Annotated in this window: 8 protein-coding genes and 3 pseudogenes; 8 read left to right on the forward strand and 3 right to left on the reverse strand. The window is 63.3% G+C overall.

Annotation, left to right across the window (positions count from 1 at the left end):
- The first annotated feature begins 31 nt into the window (after nucleotides 1-31).
- Both ACVWYI_RS05925 and ACVWYI_RS05930 read left to right on the forward strand, forming a co-directional pair.
- Nucleotides 32-1,871 (forward strand): annotated as a pseudogene (locus ACVWYI_RS05925) (AMP-dependent synthetase/ligase).
- Between the two features lie 79 nt (nucleotides 1,872-1,950).
- Nucleotides 1,951-3,150, forward strand: coding sequence for an ABC transporter substrate-binding protein (locus tag ACVWYI_RS05930; protein ID WP_456661483.1), 1,200 nt, complete (start codon nucleotides 1,951-1,953; stop codon nucleotides 3,148-3,150).
- Between the two features lie 165 nt (nucleotides 3,151-3,315).
- Here the strand turns inward: ACVWYI_RS05930 and ACVWYI_RS05935 are convergent, their stop codons facing one another.
- A complete protein-coding gene (locus ACVWYI_RS05935; RefSeq protein WP_354103140.1) occupies nucleotides 3,316-4,440 on the reverse strand; it encodes a lysozyme inhibitor LprI family protein in 1,125 nt (374 codons plus the stop codon).
- Between the two features lie 105 nt (nucleotides 4,441-4,545).
- A complete protein-coding gene (locus tag ACVWYI_RS05940; protein WP_456661484.1) occupies nucleotides 4,546-5,277 on the reverse strand; it encodes a transglutaminase-like cysteine peptidase in 732 nt (243 codons plus the stop codon).
- A 618-nt stretch (nucleotides 5,278-5,895) separates the two neighbouring features.
- Here ACVWYI_RS05940 and ACVWYI_RS05945 point away from each other — a divergent pair.
- The 3 genes and pseudogenes from ACVWYI_RS05945 to ACVWYI_RS05955 all read left to right on the forward strand — a co-directional run bounded on the left by ACVWYI_RS05945 (nucleotide 5,896) and on the right by ACVWYI_RS05955 (nucleotide 15,967).
- The gene (locus tag ACVWYI_RS05945; protein ID WP_456661485.1) at nucleotides 5,896-12,678 is read left to right on the forward strand and encodes a VCBS domain-containing protein; all 6,783 of its coding nucleotides are present in this window, start codon (nucleotides 5,896-5,898) and stop codon (nucleotides 12,676-12,678) included.
- Nucleotides 12,620-13,657: a VCBS domain-containing protein gene (locus ACVWYI_RS05950; protein WP_456661486.1), complete on the forward strand. Its 1,038-nt coding sequence runs from the start codon at nucleotides 12,620-12,622 to the stop codon at nucleotides 13,655-13,657. The genes ACVWYI_RS05945 and ACVWYI_RS05950 overlap by 59 nt, the downstream gene beginning before the upstream one ends.
- A gap of 77 nt (nucleotides 13,658-13,734) precedes the next feature.
- Nucleotides 13,735-15,967, forward strand: a pseudogene (locus tag ACVWYI_RS05955) (CHASE2 domain-containing protein).
- Between the two features lie 86 nt (nucleotides 15,968-16,053).
- Here ACVWYI_RS05955 and ACVWYI_RS05960 read toward each other — a convergent pair.
- Nucleotides 16,054-17,649 (reverse strand): ABC transporter substrate-binding protein, encoded by a 1,596-nt coding sequence (locus ACVWYI_RS05960; protein ID WP_456661487.1) that lies wholly within the window; start codon nucleotides 17,647-17,649, stop codon nucleotides 16,054-16,056.
- A 201-nt stretch (nucleotides 17,650-17,850) separates the two neighbouring features.
- Here ACVWYI_RS05960 and ACVWYI_RS05965 point away from each other — a divergent pair, with 201 nt between their 5' ends.
- The 3 genes and pseudogenes from ACVWYI_RS05965 to ACVWYI_RS05975 all read left to right on the forward strand — a co-directional run bounded on the left by ACVWYI_RS05965 (nucleotide 17,851) and on the right by ACVWYI_RS05975 (nucleotide 21,612).
- Nucleotides 17,851-19,506, forward strand: coding sequence for an ABC transporter substrate-binding protein (locus tag ACVWYI_RS05965; protein WP_456661488.1), 1,656 nt, complete (start codon nucleotides 17,851-17,853; stop codon nucleotides 19,504-19,506).
- A 246-nt stretch (nucleotides 19,507-19,752) separates the two neighbouring features.
- Nucleotides 19,753-20,707: pseudogene (locus ACVWYI_RS05970) on the forward strand (ABC transporter permease).
- Between the two features lie 2 nt (nucleotides 20,708-20,709).
- Nucleotides 20,710-21,612 carry an ABC transporter permease gene (locus tag ACVWYI_RS05975; RefSeq protein ID WP_456661489.1) on the forward strand — a complete coding sequence of 301 codons (903 nt, stop codon included), beginning with the start codon at nucleotides 20,710-20,712 and terminating at the stop codon, nucleotides 21,610-21,612.

Below are 21,612 nucleotides of genomic sequence, written 5' to 3' on the forward strand. Positions count from 1 at the left end.
CGGAGGGGAGCGCGACAAGGAGGAGACGTGCATGGCCCGACAGGCGGTGCTGACGGTCGCTGACACCATCGCGAAAAGCTTTTTGCGCGCCGCGGAGACGCGGGGCGATAGGCCGGCTATACGCGAGAAGAAATTCGGGATCTGGCAGCCGACGAGCTGGCGCGAATGGTTGGAGATCTCGAAGGAGATCGCCTACGCGCTGCACGCCATCGACTTCACGCCTGGCGACGTCGCCTCCATCATCGCCAACGCCGTGCCGGAATGGGTCCATGCCGACATGGGCATTCTATGCGCCGGCGGCGTCTCCTCCGGAATCTATCCGACCGACGCGTCGTCCCAGGTCGAATACCTCGTCAATGATTCCCGGACCAAAGTGATTTTCGCCGAGGACGAGGAGCAGCTCGACAAGGTGCTGGCCTGCCGCGCGCGCTGTCCGTCTCTGCAAAAGGTCATCGTGTTCGACATGGAGGGCCTCAGCGGGTTCTCCGACGACATGGTGATGTCGCTCGACGAGTTTCGCGCGCTCGGGCGCAACTACATGGCGGGCCGCGAGGCGCTGTGGCAGGAGATGGTCGACAGCCGCAACGCGGGCGATCTCGCGGTTCTCGTCTATACATCGGGCACCACGGGGCCGCCCCAAAGGCGCCATGCACGCCAACCGCAGCGTCACGCATCAGATGCGGCACGCCAACGATTTCATCCCGGCGCGGGAGGACGACGATCGGCTGATCTTTCTGCCGCTCTGCCACGTCGCCGAACGGATCGGCGGCTATTACATCTCGGTCGCGCTCGGCTCGGTGATGAACTTTGCCGAAAGTCCGGAGACCGTGCCTGACAATCTGCGCGAGGTGCAGCCGACCATCTTCCTCGCGGTGCCGCGCATCTGGGAAAAATTCTATTCCGCCATCACCATCGCGCTAAAGGATGCGACGCCGTTCCAGCAATGGGTCTACCGCCGCGCCATCGGCATCGGCTATCGCATGGTCGATTGCAGGATCGAAGGAAAGGCGCCGCCGCTGTCGTTGCGCATCGCCAACGGCATCGCTTACCGGCTCGCATTCCGCAACATCCGCCGCATGATCGGGCTCGACCGTTGCCGCGTCGCCTTCACCGGCGCGGCGCCGATCGCACCGGATCTGATCCGCTGGTATCTCGCGCTCGGAATCGACATCCACGAGCTCTACGGGCAGACCGAGAATTGCGGCGTCGCGACCATGATGCCGGCGGAGCGGATCAAGCTTGGCTCGGTCGGCAAGGCTGTGTCGTGGGGTGAGGTCGCGCTGTCGCCCGACGGCGAGATCTTGATCAAGGGCGACTTCCTGTTCATGGGCTATCTGAACCAGCCGGAGAGGACAGCCGAGACCATCGACCATCGCGGCTGGCTGCATACCGGCGACGTCGGCACCATCGACAATGAAGGCTTCGTCCGCATCACCGACCGGATGAAGGACATCATCATCACCTCCGGCGGCAAGAACATCACGCCGTCCGAGATCGAGAACCAGTTGAAATTTTCGCCCTACATCTCGGATTCCGTGGTGATCGGCGACAAGCGGCCGTACCTCACCTGCCTCGTGATGATCGACCAGGAGAATGTCGAGAAATTCGCCCAGGACCACGACATCCCATTCACCAATTATGCTAGCCTGTGCCGCGCGACGGAGATCCAGGACCTGATCTGGCGTGAGATCGAAGCGGTCAACGCCAATTTCGCCCGCGTCGAAACCATCAAGAAATTCTATCTGATCGAACGCCAGCTCACTCCGGAGGACGAGGAGCTGACGCCGACCATGAAGCTGAAGCGCGGCTTCGTGAACAAGCGCTATGCCGCCGATATCGAGGCGATGTACCTCGCGCGGGCGGTGGCTTGACCAATCTCGTTCGAAAACAGCGAAGGAGTGATGGCCCCCACCCTTCGCATCATGCGGGCCCCAAGGAGAGGAGACGTCAATGTCGAGATCGTCGAGAGCGTTCGGCTTTGCGGTAGGCGCGGTGGTGCTCACCAGTCTGCCCGCCGCAGCGCAGACCAAGGTCACCAATGAAGGCATCTCGGCCTCCGAGATCGTCATCGGCACCCATCAGGATCTTTCAGGGCCGATCAAGGTCTGGGGCGTGCCGGTCTCCAACGGCATGAAGATGGCCGTCGAGGAAATCAACGCGGCCGGTGGCGTCCAGGGACGCAAGATCAGGATGATCCTCGAAGACAACGGCTACGATCCGAAGAAGGGCGTGCTGGCCTCGCAGAAGATGGTCGAGCGCGACAAGATCTTCGTCATGATCGGCTCGATGGGATCGGCGCCGACGCTGGCTGCGCAGGACATCCTGTTCGATGCCGGCGTGCTCCAGCTCTTTCCGCTGACCGCCGCCGAGTTCACCTTCAAGTTCGACCCGGCCAAGCCGCAGGAGCGGCTGAAGTTCAACAACCTCTTGCCCTACGTCGAGAGCACGCGCGCCGCGCTGAAGTACATGGTGGAGTGGAAGAATTTTGGGAAGCCCTGCATCATGCATCAGGACGACGAGTACGGAAAGAACGTTCTCGACGGCTTCACCCAGCAATTGACGGCCATGAAGCTGCAGCCGGCGTCGGTGACGAGCTACAAGCGCGGCGCCTCCGACTTCAGCGCGCAGATCGCCAAGATGAAGTCCGACGGCTGCGATCTCGTCGTGCTCGGCACCGTGATCCGCGAAACCATCGGCGCGATGACGGAGGCGAAGAAGCTCGGCTGGGACGTCACCTTCCTGGGGGCGACGCCGACCAACGTGCTGGAAGTGCCGGCACTCGGCAAGGACGCCGTCGAGGGCCTCTATGCAGCGTCAGGCTTCGAGATTCCCTACGAGGACACCGCCAAGGGCAAGGTCCACGACTGGCTCGTCAACTACAAGAAGATGTTCAACACCGATGCCAACACCCAGGCGATCATCGGCTACAACGCGGTGACGACGTTCGCGTTCTACGCCAACAAGGCGGGCAAGGATCTGACCGGCCAGAAAATGCTGGACGCGCTGGAATCGGGCGACAAGTTCCTCGACATCTTCAACTCGCCGCCGACCAAGTTCTCCAAGACCGACCACCTCGCCAACACCATCACCCAGGTGCAGCAGGTCAAGGGCGGCCGCTGGATCCTGGTGAAGGACAATCTGATGTTTTGATCGGATCGCTCTTGCGGCGCTAACGGTGCACCCTCGCCCCCTGCGGGAGAGGGTGGCTCGCCGCGAAGCGGCGAGCCGGGTGAGAGGTTCCCTCCTCGCGAACAGTCTTGCCCCTCATCCGGTGCCATAGCCGATGCGAAGCGTCGGCGTTCTTTTAAGGACGGTTCACGATCCCCCGCCTGCGGTGCCGGAATTCACCGGGGCCAGTTCGTCTTCCCGGCAGCGCCAGCCGTCGGCGGCTTTCACAAACGCAAAAGTGCGCTGGATCCTGAGGCGGCGTGTGACGTTGAAGGCGTCTGCGGAGCGCTCCTTGTTGCCGCCGCCAGGCTGTGGACGACCCGTCCTGGCGTCCCAGCAGGTGCCCGTGCAGGCGGACGCGACCTTGCTGCACATGGTGAAGGGCGCCAGCACAACCATCTCGATCTCGCCCGTGACCTGCGCCTCTTGCTCGGTCACCTGGCTGTCGAGCGCGTAGACGCGGTTGATGCGGAGGAAGTTGCCGCAGGAATTGGCCGCGTGGATTCGCGCGGCGCAGAAGTCGACGGCGTCGGTGTCGGGCAAGCGGGCTACGACCTGTCGGCCGAACACCTTTTTCGGATCGCCTTTCGCCGCGCCAATCTCGCCGGCCTTGTGCTTGAGATAGCCGGCGAGACAGTCCTCCGCCGACTCGAGCTCCCCGAGCGGCACGTTCTCCTTGCCGACCAGATTGCATTTGCGATCGCGCTCCCGCGTCCACCGGCCATATTCGGCGAAGGCAAAGCGTGCCGCTGTCGGATCGAGCTTGCTGATCAGGCTGAGCACCTGGCTGTTCAATTCGGTCTCGGCAAGCGCCAGCGACGGGTCCGCACAGATCAGCGCACCCGCTGCGGTGTTGGCCGCGAGACAGTCGAAATCCGGATCGCGCACGATCGCTGCGCGCTCCTCGGTCACCTTGAGGAGGCATGCCTTCACCCGGTCGAAATCGTCGGTGCGGATTGCGGTCTGGCCGACGATGCCGCAACCGAGGTTGCGCTGGCGGATCCAGATCGCGTTCTCCTCGATTCCAGGCAGGCGATCGGGCAGGCGGGCAAGTCGCGCCTCGATTCCCGTGCTCAGCTTCTCTGCGGCGGCGGCAAGCTCGGCATCACCGCAGAACAATTGATTACCGGGATCGCGAATCTGCTGGCAGTTGTTCCTGGCGAACAGCGGCAGCCTGTCGGCGATGGAGCGGTCGGAGGTGCCTGATTGCGCGAAGCCCGGTGCCGCCGGCAAAGCCAGCAGCGCAAGCAAAGTCAGCACGATGAACCGCATTCCAGTCGCCCCCGCATAGCCGCGGCCATGCTAGCGTCCCGGATCGCGCGGCGAAATGGCTTTGTGGCGGGATTTCGCTGCGTTCCGTCCGGGCTACAACATCACTCAATGCGCCTCGGCGGCGATCATCGAGAACCGCACGGGTTCGTCGACATATTTCATCACGGCCGACTGGTAGAGCACGAACAGCGGCTGGTAGCTCCGTGCAGCGTCGTCCTCGACCATTGCCATGCGGCGGTTGTCGAGCATCAGCCAATGGCCGTCGAGCCGTGCGGCGGCAACCGCATGCTCTTCGCCGGCCCTGACGTCGCGCACCACGACAATGCGAAGGTCTTCGGCGGCAACGCCCGCGAGCCGCAGGGCGGCGAGCTTGGCAATGGCATAGTCCTCGCAATCGCCGGCGCCACGCGCGAAGGTCGCGAGCGGCGAGCTCCAGACGTCCTCAGAACCGTCATTGGCGGCACGGATAGCCAGGTTGATGGCGCGATTGGTTTCGCCCAGCAGAGCGCGTCCGTCACGGCTGCGGGCCTGGTCGACGATGGCGATCAGTTTCAGCGCGGCGGGCGAAGCGCAATTGTCCCGGTCGCCGTCGCACAGCGCGAGCTGCACCATGTCGTCACCGAGCCTGGACTTCAGCGCGAACCATTTCTGTTGCAGGTCGCCGGCGGAGGTGGCGAAGGCGAACACGCCGAATGGCTCGGCGGATTTGCGCACGAGGACACCGGCTCCCGGCGACAGCAGCGTGCCGGCGCGAAGCTCGGCGGCCGATCCGAGCAGGATCAATCCGCACAGCACAGTAATTGCGCGCCAAGCGCGCGAGCGAGCAGCGGTCTCCATCTGACATCCCCTTCCGGCTTCGCCAGGTCCCCCTCGACCTGGTCGTGCGGGCTTTGTTGCTTTCGCGGAGATAGTGCGAGATGGGCTGTTTTGTTCTGCTTAACGCGCCCGGCTGAGGTCCCACAACCGGGTAACAGGCTGAAATCGGTCTGGCCCAATTGCATAAAATTTTACGAATCGGGGACTAGGTAAGAGGTCGCCTGCCGCGAAATCGGACGAATTGCAGGTACTGGTTGTGCCGCGGCCGATTCCGCGCCCTATGGCTAACGACCCGCTATTTCACGGGTTCTGTTAATTGGGTCACAGATTTGGCTCCGTATTTGCCGCAGTATGTTGCGGGGCACCACGAACGATAGATAACTCAAGTATTCGTTGTAAAATTTATACAGGCGAATACAGGATGATACCGAAAATGGGCTCGGATAAGCAATCATATACTTACAGATATTTCGATAAATACGCTGCTTCCTCTAAGGTGGCGGGGCCTGGCAGGGGCGTCGACCGCTGGGTGATGCGAAATCACACAAGCAATAGATGGTTTCGCTAGGGACTTGGTAATGATAAGCAAGCTTAGGCGATCGATACTTACTTAGATTTTAACCCTTTTTTGGTGCCCGATTGAATTACGCTGGCATATTTAACGCCGCGATTTCCTTGGATGGCGCGGGTTCCCACTCGCCCTCCGACGCCCATGTCGATTCCTTTACGGGCAAGCCTTTTATCGCGAAGGCGCAGGGTCACGTGCCTGAGGGCGCGTTCGTTGTTCCCGATCCAAACCTGATCTTCAACGGCGAGTACAAGCGCGCAGGCAGCGATCTCGTGCTGTCCCACGACGGTCACGAGTTTATCGTTCCCGATTATTTCAGGGGCGACAAGCGCGCGGCGCTCTCGTCGCCGGATGGCGCGCACCTCAGCGGCGACATCGTCAACGCGCTCACGGGCCACGTCCAATATGCGCAGGCCGCGTCCGGCATTGCCGCCGCCCAGGTCATGGGCCACGTCACCAAGCTGTCCGGCAGCGCGACCGCGGTCCGCAACGGAGTCTCCATCATCCTGAACAACGGCGACAACGTCGAGAAGGGCGACGTGGTCTCGACCGGCGGCGACTCGACGCTTGGCATCACCTTCATCGACGGCACGGTGTTCGGCCTGTCCTCCAATGCGCGGATGGTGCTGAACGAGATGGTCTACGACCCCAACGGGTCGAACAATTCCTCGCTGCTCAGTCTGGTCGCAGGCACCATCACCTTCGTTGCCGGCGAGACCGCCAAGCATGGCGACATGAAGATCGACACCCCGGTCGCCACCATGGGCATCCGCGGCACGGCGGTGCTGAGCCAGATCCACTTCGTCGTTCCCGCCGGGGGCGGTGAACCGCAGCCGGAGGCGAGCTTCCAGGTGCTGGTCGAGCCGAACGGCACGACCGGCTCCTACATCCTGTTCGACAAGGTCACGCTGCTGCCGATCGCGACGGTCAACCAGGCCGGCCAGATGATCCAGATCAGCGGCGGCAACGTCTCGATCAGCAATGCGCTGATGTCACCGGACGTCCAGAAGCTGATCACGGACGTGTTCACGCTGAAGTTCACCGACAACAACAGCAACACCAAGCTGACCACGAACTTCACCGATTCGATCACGCAGACCAGCTACGATATCTTGCTCAAGACGCCAATCGGCGCCACCGCGATTGCGACCTTCGCGAACCTCAATCCGCAGGGACCGCAGGGCCCCGGCACATCCACGTCGACCGGCAACCGTCGTCCCGGCCCACCCGACGCGCGCACCCTCGATCTCAACGGCAATGCGACGTCGGAATTCGCGCTGACCGAGCGCGCGAACACGACTGGCGACACGACGCATTCCGACACGATCTCCGGCCTGATCACCTTCCTCGACCAGAACCTGGGTGACCGGCCGACGGTGAGCGTGAGCCTCGGCGACGCGCCCAACTACGTCTACAAGGACGCTGGACTGCACGATGTCACCGGATCGCTCACCTCGCTCCAGAAGCAGGACATCGCGGCGACGCTGATCAACATCGACGTGGTCGCCAAGGGCGGCAACACCAACACCGGCTCGGCGGTCTGGACCTACACGATCCCGGACCACGTCTTCGACTTTCTCGCGGCTGGCGAAACGCTGACGCTGACCTACACGGTTCGCGTCGCCAACAATTTCACGGTGAGCCCGGACACCGCCACCAGAACGATCACCATCACGATCACCGGCACCAACGACAAGCCGGTGATCACGAGCAGCGTTCCGACCATCACCTTCGAAGGCGGCACCAGCGTGGCGGGTGGCCCGCTCACCAGCGAGGTGCCGACCTCGGGCACGCTGACCTTCAAGGATGTCGACCTCACCGACACCCACACGGTTGCGGTCAAGCTGACAAGCGCGACGCTGCCTGACGGCACCGTGCCGCCGGGCCCGCTGGCGCTGTTCCAGAGCGCGATGTCGGCCGCGATCGCGGCCGGCGCCGACAGCAAGGGCAGCGGTACCGGCACCATCAACTGGTCGCTGGCCGCGCTGCCGGTCTACCTCGCCGACTTCATTCCGAAGAACGAGGTGCTGACGCTGGTCTACACCGTGACGCTCACGGACGCGCAAGGCGCCACCTCGCAGCAGACCATCACCATCACGATCACCGGCACCGACGCTGCCGCCGTGGTGTGGATCGCGACCGACAAGGCCGGAGCTCCCTCCGGCGGCTTCTGGAAGGACGCCGCGAACTGGGAAACAGGCACCGTCCCGACCATCGACGACGACGTCATCGTCATCACCGATCAGCTGCACGGGCTGACGCCGTCCTATCCGGTGACGATCGACACTGCGGCCTATGCCAAGTCGATCACGATGAACGATTTCGGCGGCCCGCCGCCGGAGGTGATCAACAAGAGCTTGCTGACGATATCAGGCGCGCTCAACATGAGCGCCGACTCGATCTTCACGAACTCGGCGGCCGGCGTGATGTCGGTCGGCGGCAAGGCCGAGATCCTCGGCACGAGCGTGCTCACCAATGCGGGCTATCTGACGCTCGCGGGCGGCGGCGATTTCGCCAAAGGCACCACGATCACCAATTCGGGCATGATCGAGCTGTCGGGCGGCACGCTGAAGACGCTCGCCTTGATCCACAATGCCGGCGGCACGCTGAAGGCCGATGCCGGCACGACGCTGATCGTCGATACCGCGACAATCGACGGCGGCACCGTCGCCATTCTGGGCACGCTGGAGCTCGACGGCACCAGCCTGATCGAGAACGGCGCGCTGAACAGTTCCGGCGCGGTCAACGTCAAGGGCACGGTCGAGTTTGCCCACGAGACCGTCTCCAACAGCTCCAGCGGCACGGTCAAGGTGCTGGCGAATGGCTGGCTGACGATAGACCAGGGTTCCAGCGTCACCAACACCGGCAACGTCACCGTCGATGCCAGCGGCAAGCTGATCGTCAACGGCGCGACGATCAGCGGTGCCGGCACGGTCACCAACGACGGCGAGCTCGACCTGAACGGCAATGCCATACTGAGCGGCGGCGTGCTGAACAACAACGCCATCTTCAACGTCACCGGTACCGGCAACGCGCTGGATGGCGAGACCGTCACCAATGCCGGCACCATCGAAGTGCTGGCCAATGGCGTGCTCGCGATCGATCACGGCTCGACGGTGAACAATTCGAGCGGCAGCGTCATTGTCGGCGCCACTGCCGCGCTGACGCTCGACAACGCCACGATCAGCGGTGGTGCCATCAACGGCGGCGGCACCATTCACCTCACCGGCGCCAGCAAGATTGACGGCGGGGCTACGCTGAGCGTTAGCGCGGTCACCGCCGATGCCAAGCTGACGCTGGACGGCGTCACGGTGTCGGGTTCGACGATCACCGACAATTCCAGCATCGAGCTCGACAATACCGTCAAGCTCAAGGACGCCGCCAAAATCCAGGGCGGCGCGATCACCAACAACGGCACGCTCGAGATCGCCGGCGCCGCGACGCTGCTCAACGATGTCCTCACCAACACCGGTCACATCCTCAAAATCGGCGACAACCAGACGCTGGCGCTGTCCGGCACCGAGATCACCGGCGGCACGCTCACCGTCGCTGGTACGCTCGCATCCTCCGGCATCACGAGGATCACCGACGCCAACATCTCGAACGGCTATCTGCTCGAATCGACCCTCGGCGGACTGCTGACGCTGGTGGCGACGACTCCCGCCGCCGCCATCACGAACAGCGGCATCATCCAGGCCAACGGCGCCAAGCTCGATATCGACCACGAGGCCGTCGCCAACACCGGCACGCTGGCTGCCATCAATGCCGGCACGCTGAAGCTGATCTCGGCGACAGTGACCAATACTGGCAGTGGCGCGGTGTCGGTCGAGTCCGGCTCGATGCTCGATCTCGTCGGCGCGATCATCGACGGCGGCACGGTAACAATCGCAGGCACGCTGGAATCGACCGGCGCGAGCGCGATCAACGACGCCGACATCACCAACACCGGCATCATCACCGTCACCGGCGGTGCGCTGACGATCGATCCCGGGCTTGCGCATGCCATCATCAATCACGGCCTGATCGCAGCGGTCACGGGCGGTACGCTGAAGCTGACGACCGCCACTATCACTAACACCGGCGCGTCGATCACGGTCGACGGCACCTCGAAACTCTATCTGACCGACGTCTCGATCAACGGCGGTAGCCTGAGCAATGCCGGCAATCTCTATAGCGTCGGCCTCAACACGATCACAGGCAGCGTCACCAACATCGGCACCATCGAAGTCCAGGGCGGCACGCTCAACCTTTCCGGCGGCCTCAATGGCGTCGGCTCGTTGATCATCGACGACACGGCGACGCTTGAGCTCAGCGGCGCGAATGCGCAGACCGTCACCTTCGCCGGCGGCACCGACACGCTTCAGCTCGACAACGTCGCTGGCCAGAGCTTTACCGGCACCATCGCGGGCCAGTCGACGAAGGGCGGCACGTTCACGATCACGGGGGCGGCCGACATCGCCAGCGCAAGCGGCGACGCGCTTGACTTCACCGCGTCGGGCGGCGCGTCTGCCACGCCCGCCAATATCGTTCTCACACCCACCGGCGCGCTGACGGGCGCGGCCAATGGCATCGTCGTCACCCAGAATGGCGCGGGCGCCATCTCGCTGACGGCGACGAAGGACATCTCGGGCCTGAACGGCAACGGCATCACGCTGCGCGACAGCGCAACCGGCGTCGGCGGCATCACGGTCAATAGTCTCACCGGCAAGGCGACCGGCACCGGCGCGAATTCGGTCGGCGTGCTCGTCGAGAATTTGAACGCTGCGAACAACGGTAACATCTCGATCACCCAGCTCGGCGGCGCCGTGGGCGGCGCTTACGGCATCGATGCGCATACCGAGGGCGGTGGCGACATCTCTATCGACATCGGCGGCGCCATCACGGGAAGCTCGACCTACGGCATCCGGTCGCGCAGCTACGGCGCCGGCGACCAGACCGTCACGACCGAGGCCGGCAGCGTCGTCACCTCGGGCAGCTCCGGCATCGTCGCTGTCAATCGAGCGATCTCGCTGGGCGCTGCATCCGACAGCACCATTACTATCAACGCCTACGGCACGATCAACTCCGGCAGCAGCCCGAACCTGAGCGGCAATTCACCGGGCGGCATTGAAGCAGGCTACACCGGCGCCACGAACGGCACCGGCGCCAACACCGCTGTTAACGGCACGGTCGTCGTCAACAACCATGCCAATGTCACCGCCGCGGCCGGTTACGGCATCAATGCCTATAATTACGGGAATGGCGACGTCACGGTGAACAGCTTTGCCGGCACGACCATCTCCGTGTTCGGTTCCCAGAGCATGGGCATCAACGCCTCCGCACTAAGCGGCGGTACCGGCGACATCACGGTCACGCTCGGCGCGAATGTCACGATTTCGGGTGCGACGAGCTACGGCATCAGGGCCTTCAGCATCGACGCGGGCGACATCAGCGTCATCCTGGCGAACGGCGACAAAATCACATCCGGCAGCGCCGGCATCGTGGCGGTCAACTACGCGGCTGCGATCGCAGACAATGTCGACAGCACGATCTCCGTCAAGGCGCATGGCACGATCCATTCCGGCTCGACCCTGAACAGCGACGGCACCACTCCGGGCGGGATCATCGCCGGCTACAAGCCGGGCGGCAACTCCACGTACTCCAGCGCGGTCAAGGGCGACGTCAGCGTCGACAGCGACGCGACGATCACCGCAGACGCCGGCTACGGCATTGAGGCGTTCACCTGGGCTGACGGCAACGTCACGGTCACGACCGGCGCGCTTTCGTCGATCACCGCCGCAGGCACTGCGATCGGCGCCTTCAACAATGGCGGCGGCGACGTCAGCGTCACCAACGAGGGTTCCGCCACCGGCACAGTCGGCCTTGCCGCCGTTGCCCTCGGCACCGGCGACATCACCATCGTCAATGACGGTAGCATCACCAGCACGAGCCTGGCCGGCATCAGCGTCACGCAGAACGGGGCCTGCGCAACCGGCTCGACCCATATCACCAATACCGGATCGATCGTGGCCCCGACCGCGCACGCGGCGATCTATATCCAGGAGAATACGACGGGCTCTGCGTTGATTGAAAATTCCGGCACCATCGGGCCGGACGCCTCCACCGTGACCTCGACGACCTACGCCATCGTCGAAACCGGTGGCGCCATCGAGATCAACAACACCGGCCACATCAACGGCAATATTTCGGTCGCCACCGCCACGTTCAACAACGAGTCGAGCGGCACCTGGACCGTTGCGGGCACCAGCGTGTTCGGCAATCTGTCCTCGATCGTCAACGATGGTGTCATCGATCTGCACGGCGGTTCGATTTCCGGGACCCTGCTGAGCATCACCAATTTGCACGAGATCGATAGCTGGGGCACGGCGTCGATCTCCGGCACCATCGCCAATACCGGCACCATCGAGGTCCATAACGGGGCGCTGACGCTGTTCGGCTGTCTGTCCGGCACGGGCTCGGTCACCGTCGATGCCGGCGCGCTGCTCGAGGTCAAGGACGCGGTGTCGCAAACGATCACGCTGGCCGGCGACGGCGCCGAACTTCAGATCGACACGTCGATCTTTGGCGGGACGATCGCCGGGTTGTCCGCGAACGACAAGATCGACCTGTCGAGCATTGTTTATGATGACGGCACGTCGGCGACCTATAACGCCACGACCGGCAAACTCGTTGTGAGCGACGCCTACCACCATACGATTACGTTGCAGCTCACCGGCGCTGACTACAGCGGTGCACATTTCGCCGGCAGCAGTGACGGCCACGGCGGCACGCTGATCACGTTCAACCCACCCGACGATGCGCCGGCCTTTCACCGCGGCCGGGGCGACACTGACCGCAACCGTCCCCGAGCTTGAGAGCACCACCGGTTCCTCGACGCTTGACCCGACGCCGACTGCCGCGGCCGGCTCGTTCGGCTTCAAGGACGTCGATCTCACCGACCGGCCAAGCGCTTTCATCACGGGTCAGACGGCGAGTTGGACAGGCGCCGATCACACCACCAACCTCTCTGGGTTCCTCACGACGGACCAGATCGACGCGCTCGAGCACGCTCTGTCGCTCCAGACCACCGGCAACAACAACGGTACGGTCGGCTGGAGCTATTCGATCGCCGACAGCACGCTGGACTTCCTCGGCAAGGACCAGACCGTTCAGGTTCTCTCCACCATCACGCTCAACGACGGCCACAAGACCGACACGGCGCAGGTCACCGTGACGATCACCGGTGCGAACGACGCGCCCGTGCTCAATGTCGACCAGCTCAGCGTCACACAAGTGGACGATCAGGTGACAGTCCACGGCCTGTCGATCGCCGATCCCGATAACAACGATGCTTTCACGATCGCTGCCACCACGACATCGGGCGCCAGTGTGATCCCCTCATCGGGATCCGGCTCCCTGACCACCATCAATTCGGCACTCCAGGCGCTGACCTATACCGAGGCAAGCAGCGGCGGGCCTGCGACGGACAAGATTGCGGTCACTGTGACCGACGCGCAGGGCGCCATCGACAAGGTCAATCTGATCTTCAATCTGACTGAAACGGCGGTCAGCCTCACCGGTACGCCCGAGAAGGACGTGTTCTTCGGGACCGTCTATCAGGACCAGTTCGTGTTTGCGGCCAATTCCAACCACGATACGATCGTGAACTTCACCTCCGGAACGGATCATATTGACCTGACGGCGCTCGGGACGATCAGCGACATCGGGGCCTGGATGAATCAACATGTGGCGGCGTCTGGCACCACGGACACCCTGATCACGTTTGATGCGGCAGATACGATCCTCCTGAAAGGCGTCAGCAGCCTTCAGGCGAGCGACATACTCCATGCCTAACGGCTACTGAGACACTGCGGCCGTGGTCCGTCCGATCGTAGCTGCCACCGGCTGCGGAAGCGTGATATTCAGCTAGCATGAAACGTCTCAAAATCCTGCGGCGGTGGTTTACGCGGAAGTTCGGGTTTGCGCGGCTGATGTGCCTTGGGCTGCTGGTCGTGTTTGCCGGCGCCCGGCTCTGGGATCCGCCGCCGATCCAGGAATTGCGGCTCCGCACCTTCGACATGTTTCAGTTGATCGATCCGCGCCACAAGACGGCGCGGCCGGTCACCATCGTCGACATCGACGACAAGAGCCTCGCCAAGCTCGGCCAGTGGCCGTGGCCGCGGACGCGGATCGCCGATTTGATCCAGAACCTCACCAATAATGGCGCGGTCGCGATCGGCTTCGACGTGGTGTTCTCGGAGGCCGACCGGCTCAACCCCGATATCGTCGCGAGCCAGATGCGCGATCTGGACGATGCCACCCGCGCCAAGCTGCGCGAGCTGCCGAGCAACGACCAGATCCTGTCCGAAGCGATCAAGCGCTCGCGCGTGGTGCTGGGCGAGACCGGGCAGCACGCCATATCCTCCGAGGTCGACAAGTCGCTGCCCTTCACCGGCGTCGCGACGGTCGGTGAGGAGGGCGCCGAACGCTTCCTGTTCGAATTCCCGGGCCTCCTGCGCAACGTGCCCGTCATCGAGAAGGTCGCAGCCGGCCGCGGCCTCTTCTCGATCAGGACCGAGCGCGACGGCCTGATCCGGCGCGTGCCGATGATCATGCGCGCCCAGGGCATGGTCATGCCCTCGCTCAGCCTCGAGATTCTGCGCGTCGTCACGGGCACGCCGACGCTGCTTGTCAGGACCGACAAGACCGGTGTGCGGGCCGTGCGTCTGAGGGGCGTGGAGATTCCGACCGACAGGAACGGTCAGCTGTGGGTGCACTATGCCCGCCAGGATCCCTCGATCTACGTCTCGGCCGCCGACGTGCTCGACAAACACGGTGCCGCCGGGCAAGTTCTCCGGCAAGCTGGTGCTGGTCGGCACTTCCGCGGTCGGACTGAACGACATCAAGACCACGCCGGTGTCCTCGACCATGCCGGGCGTCGAGATCCATGCGCAGGTGCTCGAAAGCGTGCTGAGCGGCGCCGTGATCTCGCAGCCGAACTACGCGCTTGGCGTCGAGCTGCTCGCGGCGCTCGTGATCGGAATTCTGGTCATCATCTTCACGCCGAATCTCGGACCGGTACGCCTCGTGCTTGCGGGTGCGACGTTCGCCGCGATCCTGATCGGCGTGTCCTGGTTCTTCTACGCGCAATATCGCTATCTCATCGACTTCACCTATCCGCTGCTCTCGACCACGGCGATTTATTTGACGCTGATCTTCGCCAGCTTCGTGCGCGAACAGCGGCAGCGCGTTCAGATCCGCGGCATGTTCGCGCAATACATGTCGCCGGTTCTGGTCGAGCAGCTCGCCCAGTCGCCGGAAAAGCTCGTGCTGGGCGGCGAGGAGCGCGAGATGACGATCATGTTCTCCGACGTGCGCGGATTCACCACCATATCGGAAACCTACAAGCACGATCCGCAGGGGCTCATCGCGCTCATGAACCGCTTCCTGACGCCGCTGACCGACGTGATCATCGATCAGAAGGGCTATATCGACAAATATATGGGCGACGCCATCATGGCGTTCTGGAACGCGCCGCTCGACGATGCCGCGCATGAGGTCAACGCCTGCGAGGCCGCGATCCAGATGCTCGAGAAGATCGACGCGGTGAACAAGGACCGCGAGCAGGAAGCCGCCGATGGCGGCCACGTCTACATCCCGCTCAATGTCGGTATCGGTCTCAACACCGGCATCGGCGTGGTCGGCAACATGGGCTCCGACCTGAAGAAGAACTATTCGGTGCTCGGCGACAGCGTGAACCTGGCCTCGCGCCTGGAAGGTCAGTCGAAAGAGTACGGCTTTCCCATCATCGTCGGCTCGAGGACCGCGCTCGCCGCCAAGGACAAGTTCGCAATCCTCGAGCTCGACTTCATCATGGTCAAGGGCAAGACCGAGCCGGAAGTGATCTACGCCATCGCCGGCCGCGGCGACGTGTTGCATTCTGGACCGTTCCAGCGCCTGCGCAACGTCACCATCGAGATGCTTGCCTGCTATCGCGGCCGCGACTGGCAGGGCGCGCTGGATGCGATCGAGCGCGGTCGTCGCAGCGAGGATGCCGACACGCTGGAAAAGCTGTTCGGGCTGTACGAAGCCCGCATCAAGGATTTCCAGATCAACCCGCCGGCGGAGGGCTGGACCGGGGCGTATGCGCTGCTGACGAAGTAAGGGGGCGAGAGGCTCTCGCTGCCGCCTCAACAAGAGGTGTCGTCCTGGCGTTCGCCAGGACGACGGCAGAGAGTTGAGCTGCCGCCTCACTCCACCCCGATCGTCGTCAGATCCTGGAACCAGTGCTGCGCTTGCACGAACTGCTTGATCTTAGGCGACAGTGCATGCGGGTTGGTGTCGTGGACCACCCACACCAGCGTGGCGTCGTCGACGATCAGCGCATGCGCCTGGGCCAGCAGTTCGTCCTGCTTGGTGGCATCGAAGGTCTGCTTGGCCTCGTCGATCAGCGCGTCGACCTTCGGGTTCTTGTAGCCGCCCCAGTTGACGCCGACCGGCGCGATCTGGCTCGAATGGAAGAAGCGGACGATGGCGTAAAGGGGATCCGAGGTGACGTAGGCGATGTTGTTGGCGGTGACGCCGGCGTTGATCTCGTCGGCCGCGCCCTTGCGCCAATGCGTATAGAGCGTCTCGAGCTCGACCACCTTGAAATCGATGTCGATGCCGATCTCCTTGAAGCTCTGCTGCAAAAACTCGTTCATCGGCAGCGACAGCATCTGGCCGGTGCCGCCTTGTGCGATGATGAAGGTGGCCTTCAGCGGCTTCGCCTTGGAGTAGCCGGCTTCCTCGACCAGCTTCTTCGCCGCGGCGACATCGTATTTCAGCTCGAAGCTCGGCTTGCCGAACCACGGGCTGGATGGATCGACCTGGCCCTTGGCGGGTTTTGCGAGGCCGTTCATCAGGCCGACCACTGCCTCACGATCGATCGCGAGATTGAGCGCCTTGCGCAGGCGGATGTCGGTCCAGGGCGAGCCCGGCAGCACGCTCAGATGATAATTCCAGACATGCGGCGTGATGTTATCGACGAGCTTCATGCCGGCCGCCTTGAGCTGCGGCACGGCGTCCGGCGCCGGCGTCTCGATCAGGTCCACCTGGCCGGCGAGCAGCGCGTTGGTGCGCGTCAGCGCCTCCGGCATCGGCACCAGCACGAGCTTGTCGACCTTGGGAATGCGCTTCTTGTTCCAATAATCCGGATTCTTCGTGAGCTCGGCGAGCTCGCGCGGCACCAGTTTCGTCAGTTTGAATGGGCCGGTCCCGGAGGGCTGGCTCGCGAACTTGTCCCAATCCTTGCCGAGCTTGTCGTATTGCGCGGGGCTCGACACAAGAAACCAGAGCATCTGGTAGGGAAAGAAGGAATCGACCGTCTTGGTGGTGATCTCCACTGTGGAATCGTCGATCTTGGTGTAGCTTGCGACCGAGGGCAGGCGGGTCTTCACCTGCGCGCTCTGCCGCTTGTCGAATTGCGGCGCCTTGTCGTTGAGCACCTTGTCCAGATTCCAGATCACCGCATCGGCATCGAACTCGCTGCCGTCGTGAAACTTCACGCCCTTGCGCAAGGTGAAGCGCCACTTGGTCTTGTTCGTGTCGTCGACCTTCCACTCCGTGGCCAGTCCCGGCACCAGCTTGCCGGGCCGGTCGGCGACGTCCATCTCCCAGGCCACCAAGGGGTCGTAGATCGTGTAGGCCGTGAACTGATAGGCGCCGGCACCGCGGTCGGGCTGGCCTGTCGTCAGCGGAATATCCGCCATCGAGATGCCGTAGCGCACCACCGTTTCGGCACGCGCCGAAATTGCGGAAAACGCCAGCGCTAGCACGGCGAGACAGGTCGACAGTCGGATATGCATGGCCCATAGCTCCCAGGGAGAAATCAGGGCCAAACCTGCAATCTTGGTGCCAGAATAGGCAGCGGGGTGCCCTCGCCGACGTCCGATCACAAGGACTTGTCGTCGCAGGGGCAATTCGCAGAATAAGTTTCCCCATTGGCACAGCCATTGCATACGATTGCATCAAAATTAATCATCGAAAGCCGGAAGAGGACTGAGACGATGCTTATCAAGAAGACGACCCGCGCGGCGCTGATTGCGGCGCTGGCCCTGACGAGTGCGGCAGCGTGGCCGCGCGTGGCCAGTGCCGACACTGTGCTGCGGATCGGCATGACCGCTGCCGATATTCCGCGCACGCTGGGCCAGCCGGATCAGGGTTTTGAAGGCAACCGCTTCACCGGCCTCACCATGTATGACGCGCTGACCGGCTGGGACCTGTCCTCGGCCAACGAGGCCAGCGTGGTGATCCCCGGCCTTGCCACCGAGTGGAAGGTCGACCATGCCGACAAGACCAAATGGACATTCAAGCTGCGCCCCGGCGTCACCTTCCATGACGGCTCGCCGTTCAACGCCGATGCCGTGGTGTGGAACGTCGAGAAAGTGCTGAAGCAGGACGCGCCGCAATTCGACGCCAGCCAAGTCGGCGTTACGGCGTCGCGCATGCCGACGCTGGCGTCCGCGAAGAAGATCGACGACATGACGGTCGAACTCACCACCAAGGAGCCCGACAGCTTCCTGCCGATCAACCTCACCAACCTGTTCATGGCGAGCCCGGCGAAGTGGCAGCATTTTTATGACAAGGCGGAAGGCGCCGACGCCAAGGCGAAGTCGCAGGCCGCATGGACCGCCTTTGCCAAGGACGCCGCGGGCACTGGCCCGTGGAAGATGGCGGCCTTCACCCCGCGCGAGCGGCTCGAACTGGTCAAGAACGCGAGCTATTGGGACAAGGCGCGCGTGCCCAAGGTCGACAAGATGGTGCTGTTGCCGATGCCGGAAGCGAATGCACGCACCGCGGCGCTGCTCTCCGGACAGGTTGATTGGATCGAGGCGCCGGCGCCGGAGGCGCTGCCTGAATTGAAGCAGCGCGGCTTCAAGCTTTACGCCAACGAGCAGCCGCATGTCTGGCCGTGGCAGTTCTCGCGCGTCGAAGGCTCGCCCTGGAACGATATCCGCGTGCGCAAGGCGGCAAACCTCTGCATCGACCGCGAAGGTCTCAAGGACGGTCTGCTTGCAGGGTTGATGGTGCCCGCGACCGGCACTTTTGAGCCCGGCCATCCCTGGCGCGGAAAGCCGACCTTCGAGATCAAGTATGACAAGGCTGCCGCGCAGAAGCTGATGCAGGAGGCAGGCTTCGGTCCGAACAAGAAGCTGACGGTCAAGACCCAGACCTCGGCGTCCGGCTCGGGCCAGATGCAGCCGCTGCCGATGAACGAATATATCCAGCAGGCACTGGCCGAATGCTATTTCGACGTGCAGCTCGACGTCATCGAATGGAATACGCTGTTCACCAACTGGCGCCGCGGCGCCAAGGATCCCAGCGCCAATAGCTCGAATGCCACCAACGTCACCTATGCGGCGATGGATCCGTTCTTCGCCCTGGTGCGCTTCCTGCAGTCGGGCATGGCGCCGCCGGTCTCGAACAATTGGGGCTTTATCAACAATCCCAAGTTCGATGAACTGGTGAAGAAGGCGCGGCAAACCTTTGATCCCGCCGCGCGTGACGCCGCGCTCGCCGAACTGCACGCGGCCTCTGTCGACGACGCCGCCTTCCTCTACGTCGCCCACGACGTCGGGCCCCGCGCCATCAGCCCGAAGGTGACAGGCGTCGTGCAGCCGAAGAGCTGGTTCATCGACTTCTCGCTGGTGTCGATTCAGTAGTGAGCTGCTAGCAACGTACTCGCTGTACCCTCTCCCCTTGCGGGAGAGGGTGGCTTCGCTTTAGCGAAGCCGGGTGAGGGGTCTCTCTCCGCGAATGCGGTCCTCTCAACGCAGCATCATCCGCGGAAACAACCCCTCATCCGGCGCCGTAGCCGAAGCTCCGCTTCGGCGTCGTCTTAAAAAAACGGCCTGAGGCGGCCTATGCCACCTTCTCCCACAAGGGGAGAAGGGAAGAAAGAATCCGACGTGCTCGCCTATATCGCCAGACGCATCGTCTATGTCGTCCCGATCGTCATCAGCGTGGCGCTGGTGTGCTTTCTGCTTGTGCACATCACGCCGGGCGATCCGCTCGTCGCGGTGCTGCCGGCCGATGCGTCGCAGGAGCTTGCCGCACAACTCCGCGCCGCCTACGGTTTTGACCGCCCGTTGCCGGTGCAGTTCGGCCTGTGGCTGATGCGCGCGCTGCATGGCGATCTCGGCAATTCCATCGCCAGCGGGCGTCCCGTGCTTGCCGAGGTCATGCGCGCGGTCAGCAACACCGTCACGCTGGCGATTGCCGCGGCCATCATCGGCTTCACCATGGGCATCCTGCTCGGCCTGATCGCCGGCTATTTCCGCGAGACCTGGGGTCGACAAGCTGGCGACGTCCTTTGCCATCGCCGGAGTTTCGGTGCCGCATTATTGGCTCGGCATGGTGCTCGTCATCATCTTCTCGGTCCAGCTGAACTGGTTGCCCGCGGTCGGCGCCGGGCCCGGCGGCTCCACCGCCTGGGCCTGGGACTGGGAGCATCTCAAATATCTCGTGCTGCCGGCGATCACGACCTCGGTGATCCCGATGGGCATCGTCACCCGCACGGTGCGCGCGCTGACCGGCGATATCCTCAGCCAGGATTTTGTCGAGGCGCTGCGTGCAAAAGGCCTGCATGAGCGCGGTGTGTTCCGCCACGTCATCAAGAACGCTGCGCCCACCGCGCTCGCGGTGATGGGGCTTCAACTGGGTTACATGCTCGGCGGCTCGATCCTGATCGAGACCGTGTTCTCCTGGCCGGGCTCGGGCTTCCTGCTCAACTCCGCGATCTTCCAGCGCGACCTGCCGCTGCTGCAGGGCACGATCCTGATCCTGGCGCTGTTCTTCGTCTTTCTCAATCTGCTGGTCGACATCGCGCAAGCCGCGATCGATCCGCGCATCAAGCGGGGCTAGCGATGAGCGAGCTTCCTTTGTCCGTCACAAGCAATGCGGCGCTTCAGGCCGCGCCCGCGACCAAGGCGCGCGGCTATTGGGCGACCGTCGGCCGCCGCATCCGGCGCGACAAGGTCAGCATGGTCTGCGCGCTGGTGCTGCTGTTGATCTTCCTGTCCGCGATCGTTGCGCCGTGGCTCGGTCTGGAAGATCCCTACAAGGGCTCGATGATCCGGCGCCTTCGGCACATCGGCACATCAGGCTACCCGCTTGGCACCGACGAGCTCGGTCGCGATATGCTGGCGCGGCTGATCTATGGCGGGCGGCTGTCGCTTCTCATCGGCATTTTGCCGGTGATCCTCGCCTTCTGCATCGGCACCTCGCTCGGCCTCGTCGCCGGCTATGTCGGCGGCAAGCTCAACACCGCGATCATGCGCACGATCGACGTGTTCTACGCGTTTCCGTCCGTGCTGCTGGCGATTGCGATCTCCGGCGCCCTCGGAGCCGGCATCCTCAATTCCATCGTGTCGTTGACCGTTGTGTTCGTGCCGCAGATCACCCGCGTCGCCGAAAGCGTCACGACAGGCGTGCGCAACATGGACTTCGTCGACGCCGCGCGTGCCTCAGGTGCCGGTCCATTCACCATTATGCGCGTGCATATCCTCGGCAATGTGCTCGGTTCGATCTTCGTCTATGCCACCAGCCTGATTTCGGTCTCGATGATCCTAGCGGCAGGCCTCTCATTCCTCGGCCTCGGCACCAAACCGCCGGAGCCGGAATGGGGCCTGATGCTGAACACCTTGCGCACCGCGATCTACGTCAACCCCTGGGTCGCCGCGCTCCCCGGTGCGATGATCTTCGCAGTCTCGATCTGCTTCAACCTGCTCTCGGACGGCCTGCGTAGCGCCATGGACATCAGGAACTAG

This window comes from Bradyrhizobium sp. LB13.1, from assembly GCF_054056815.1.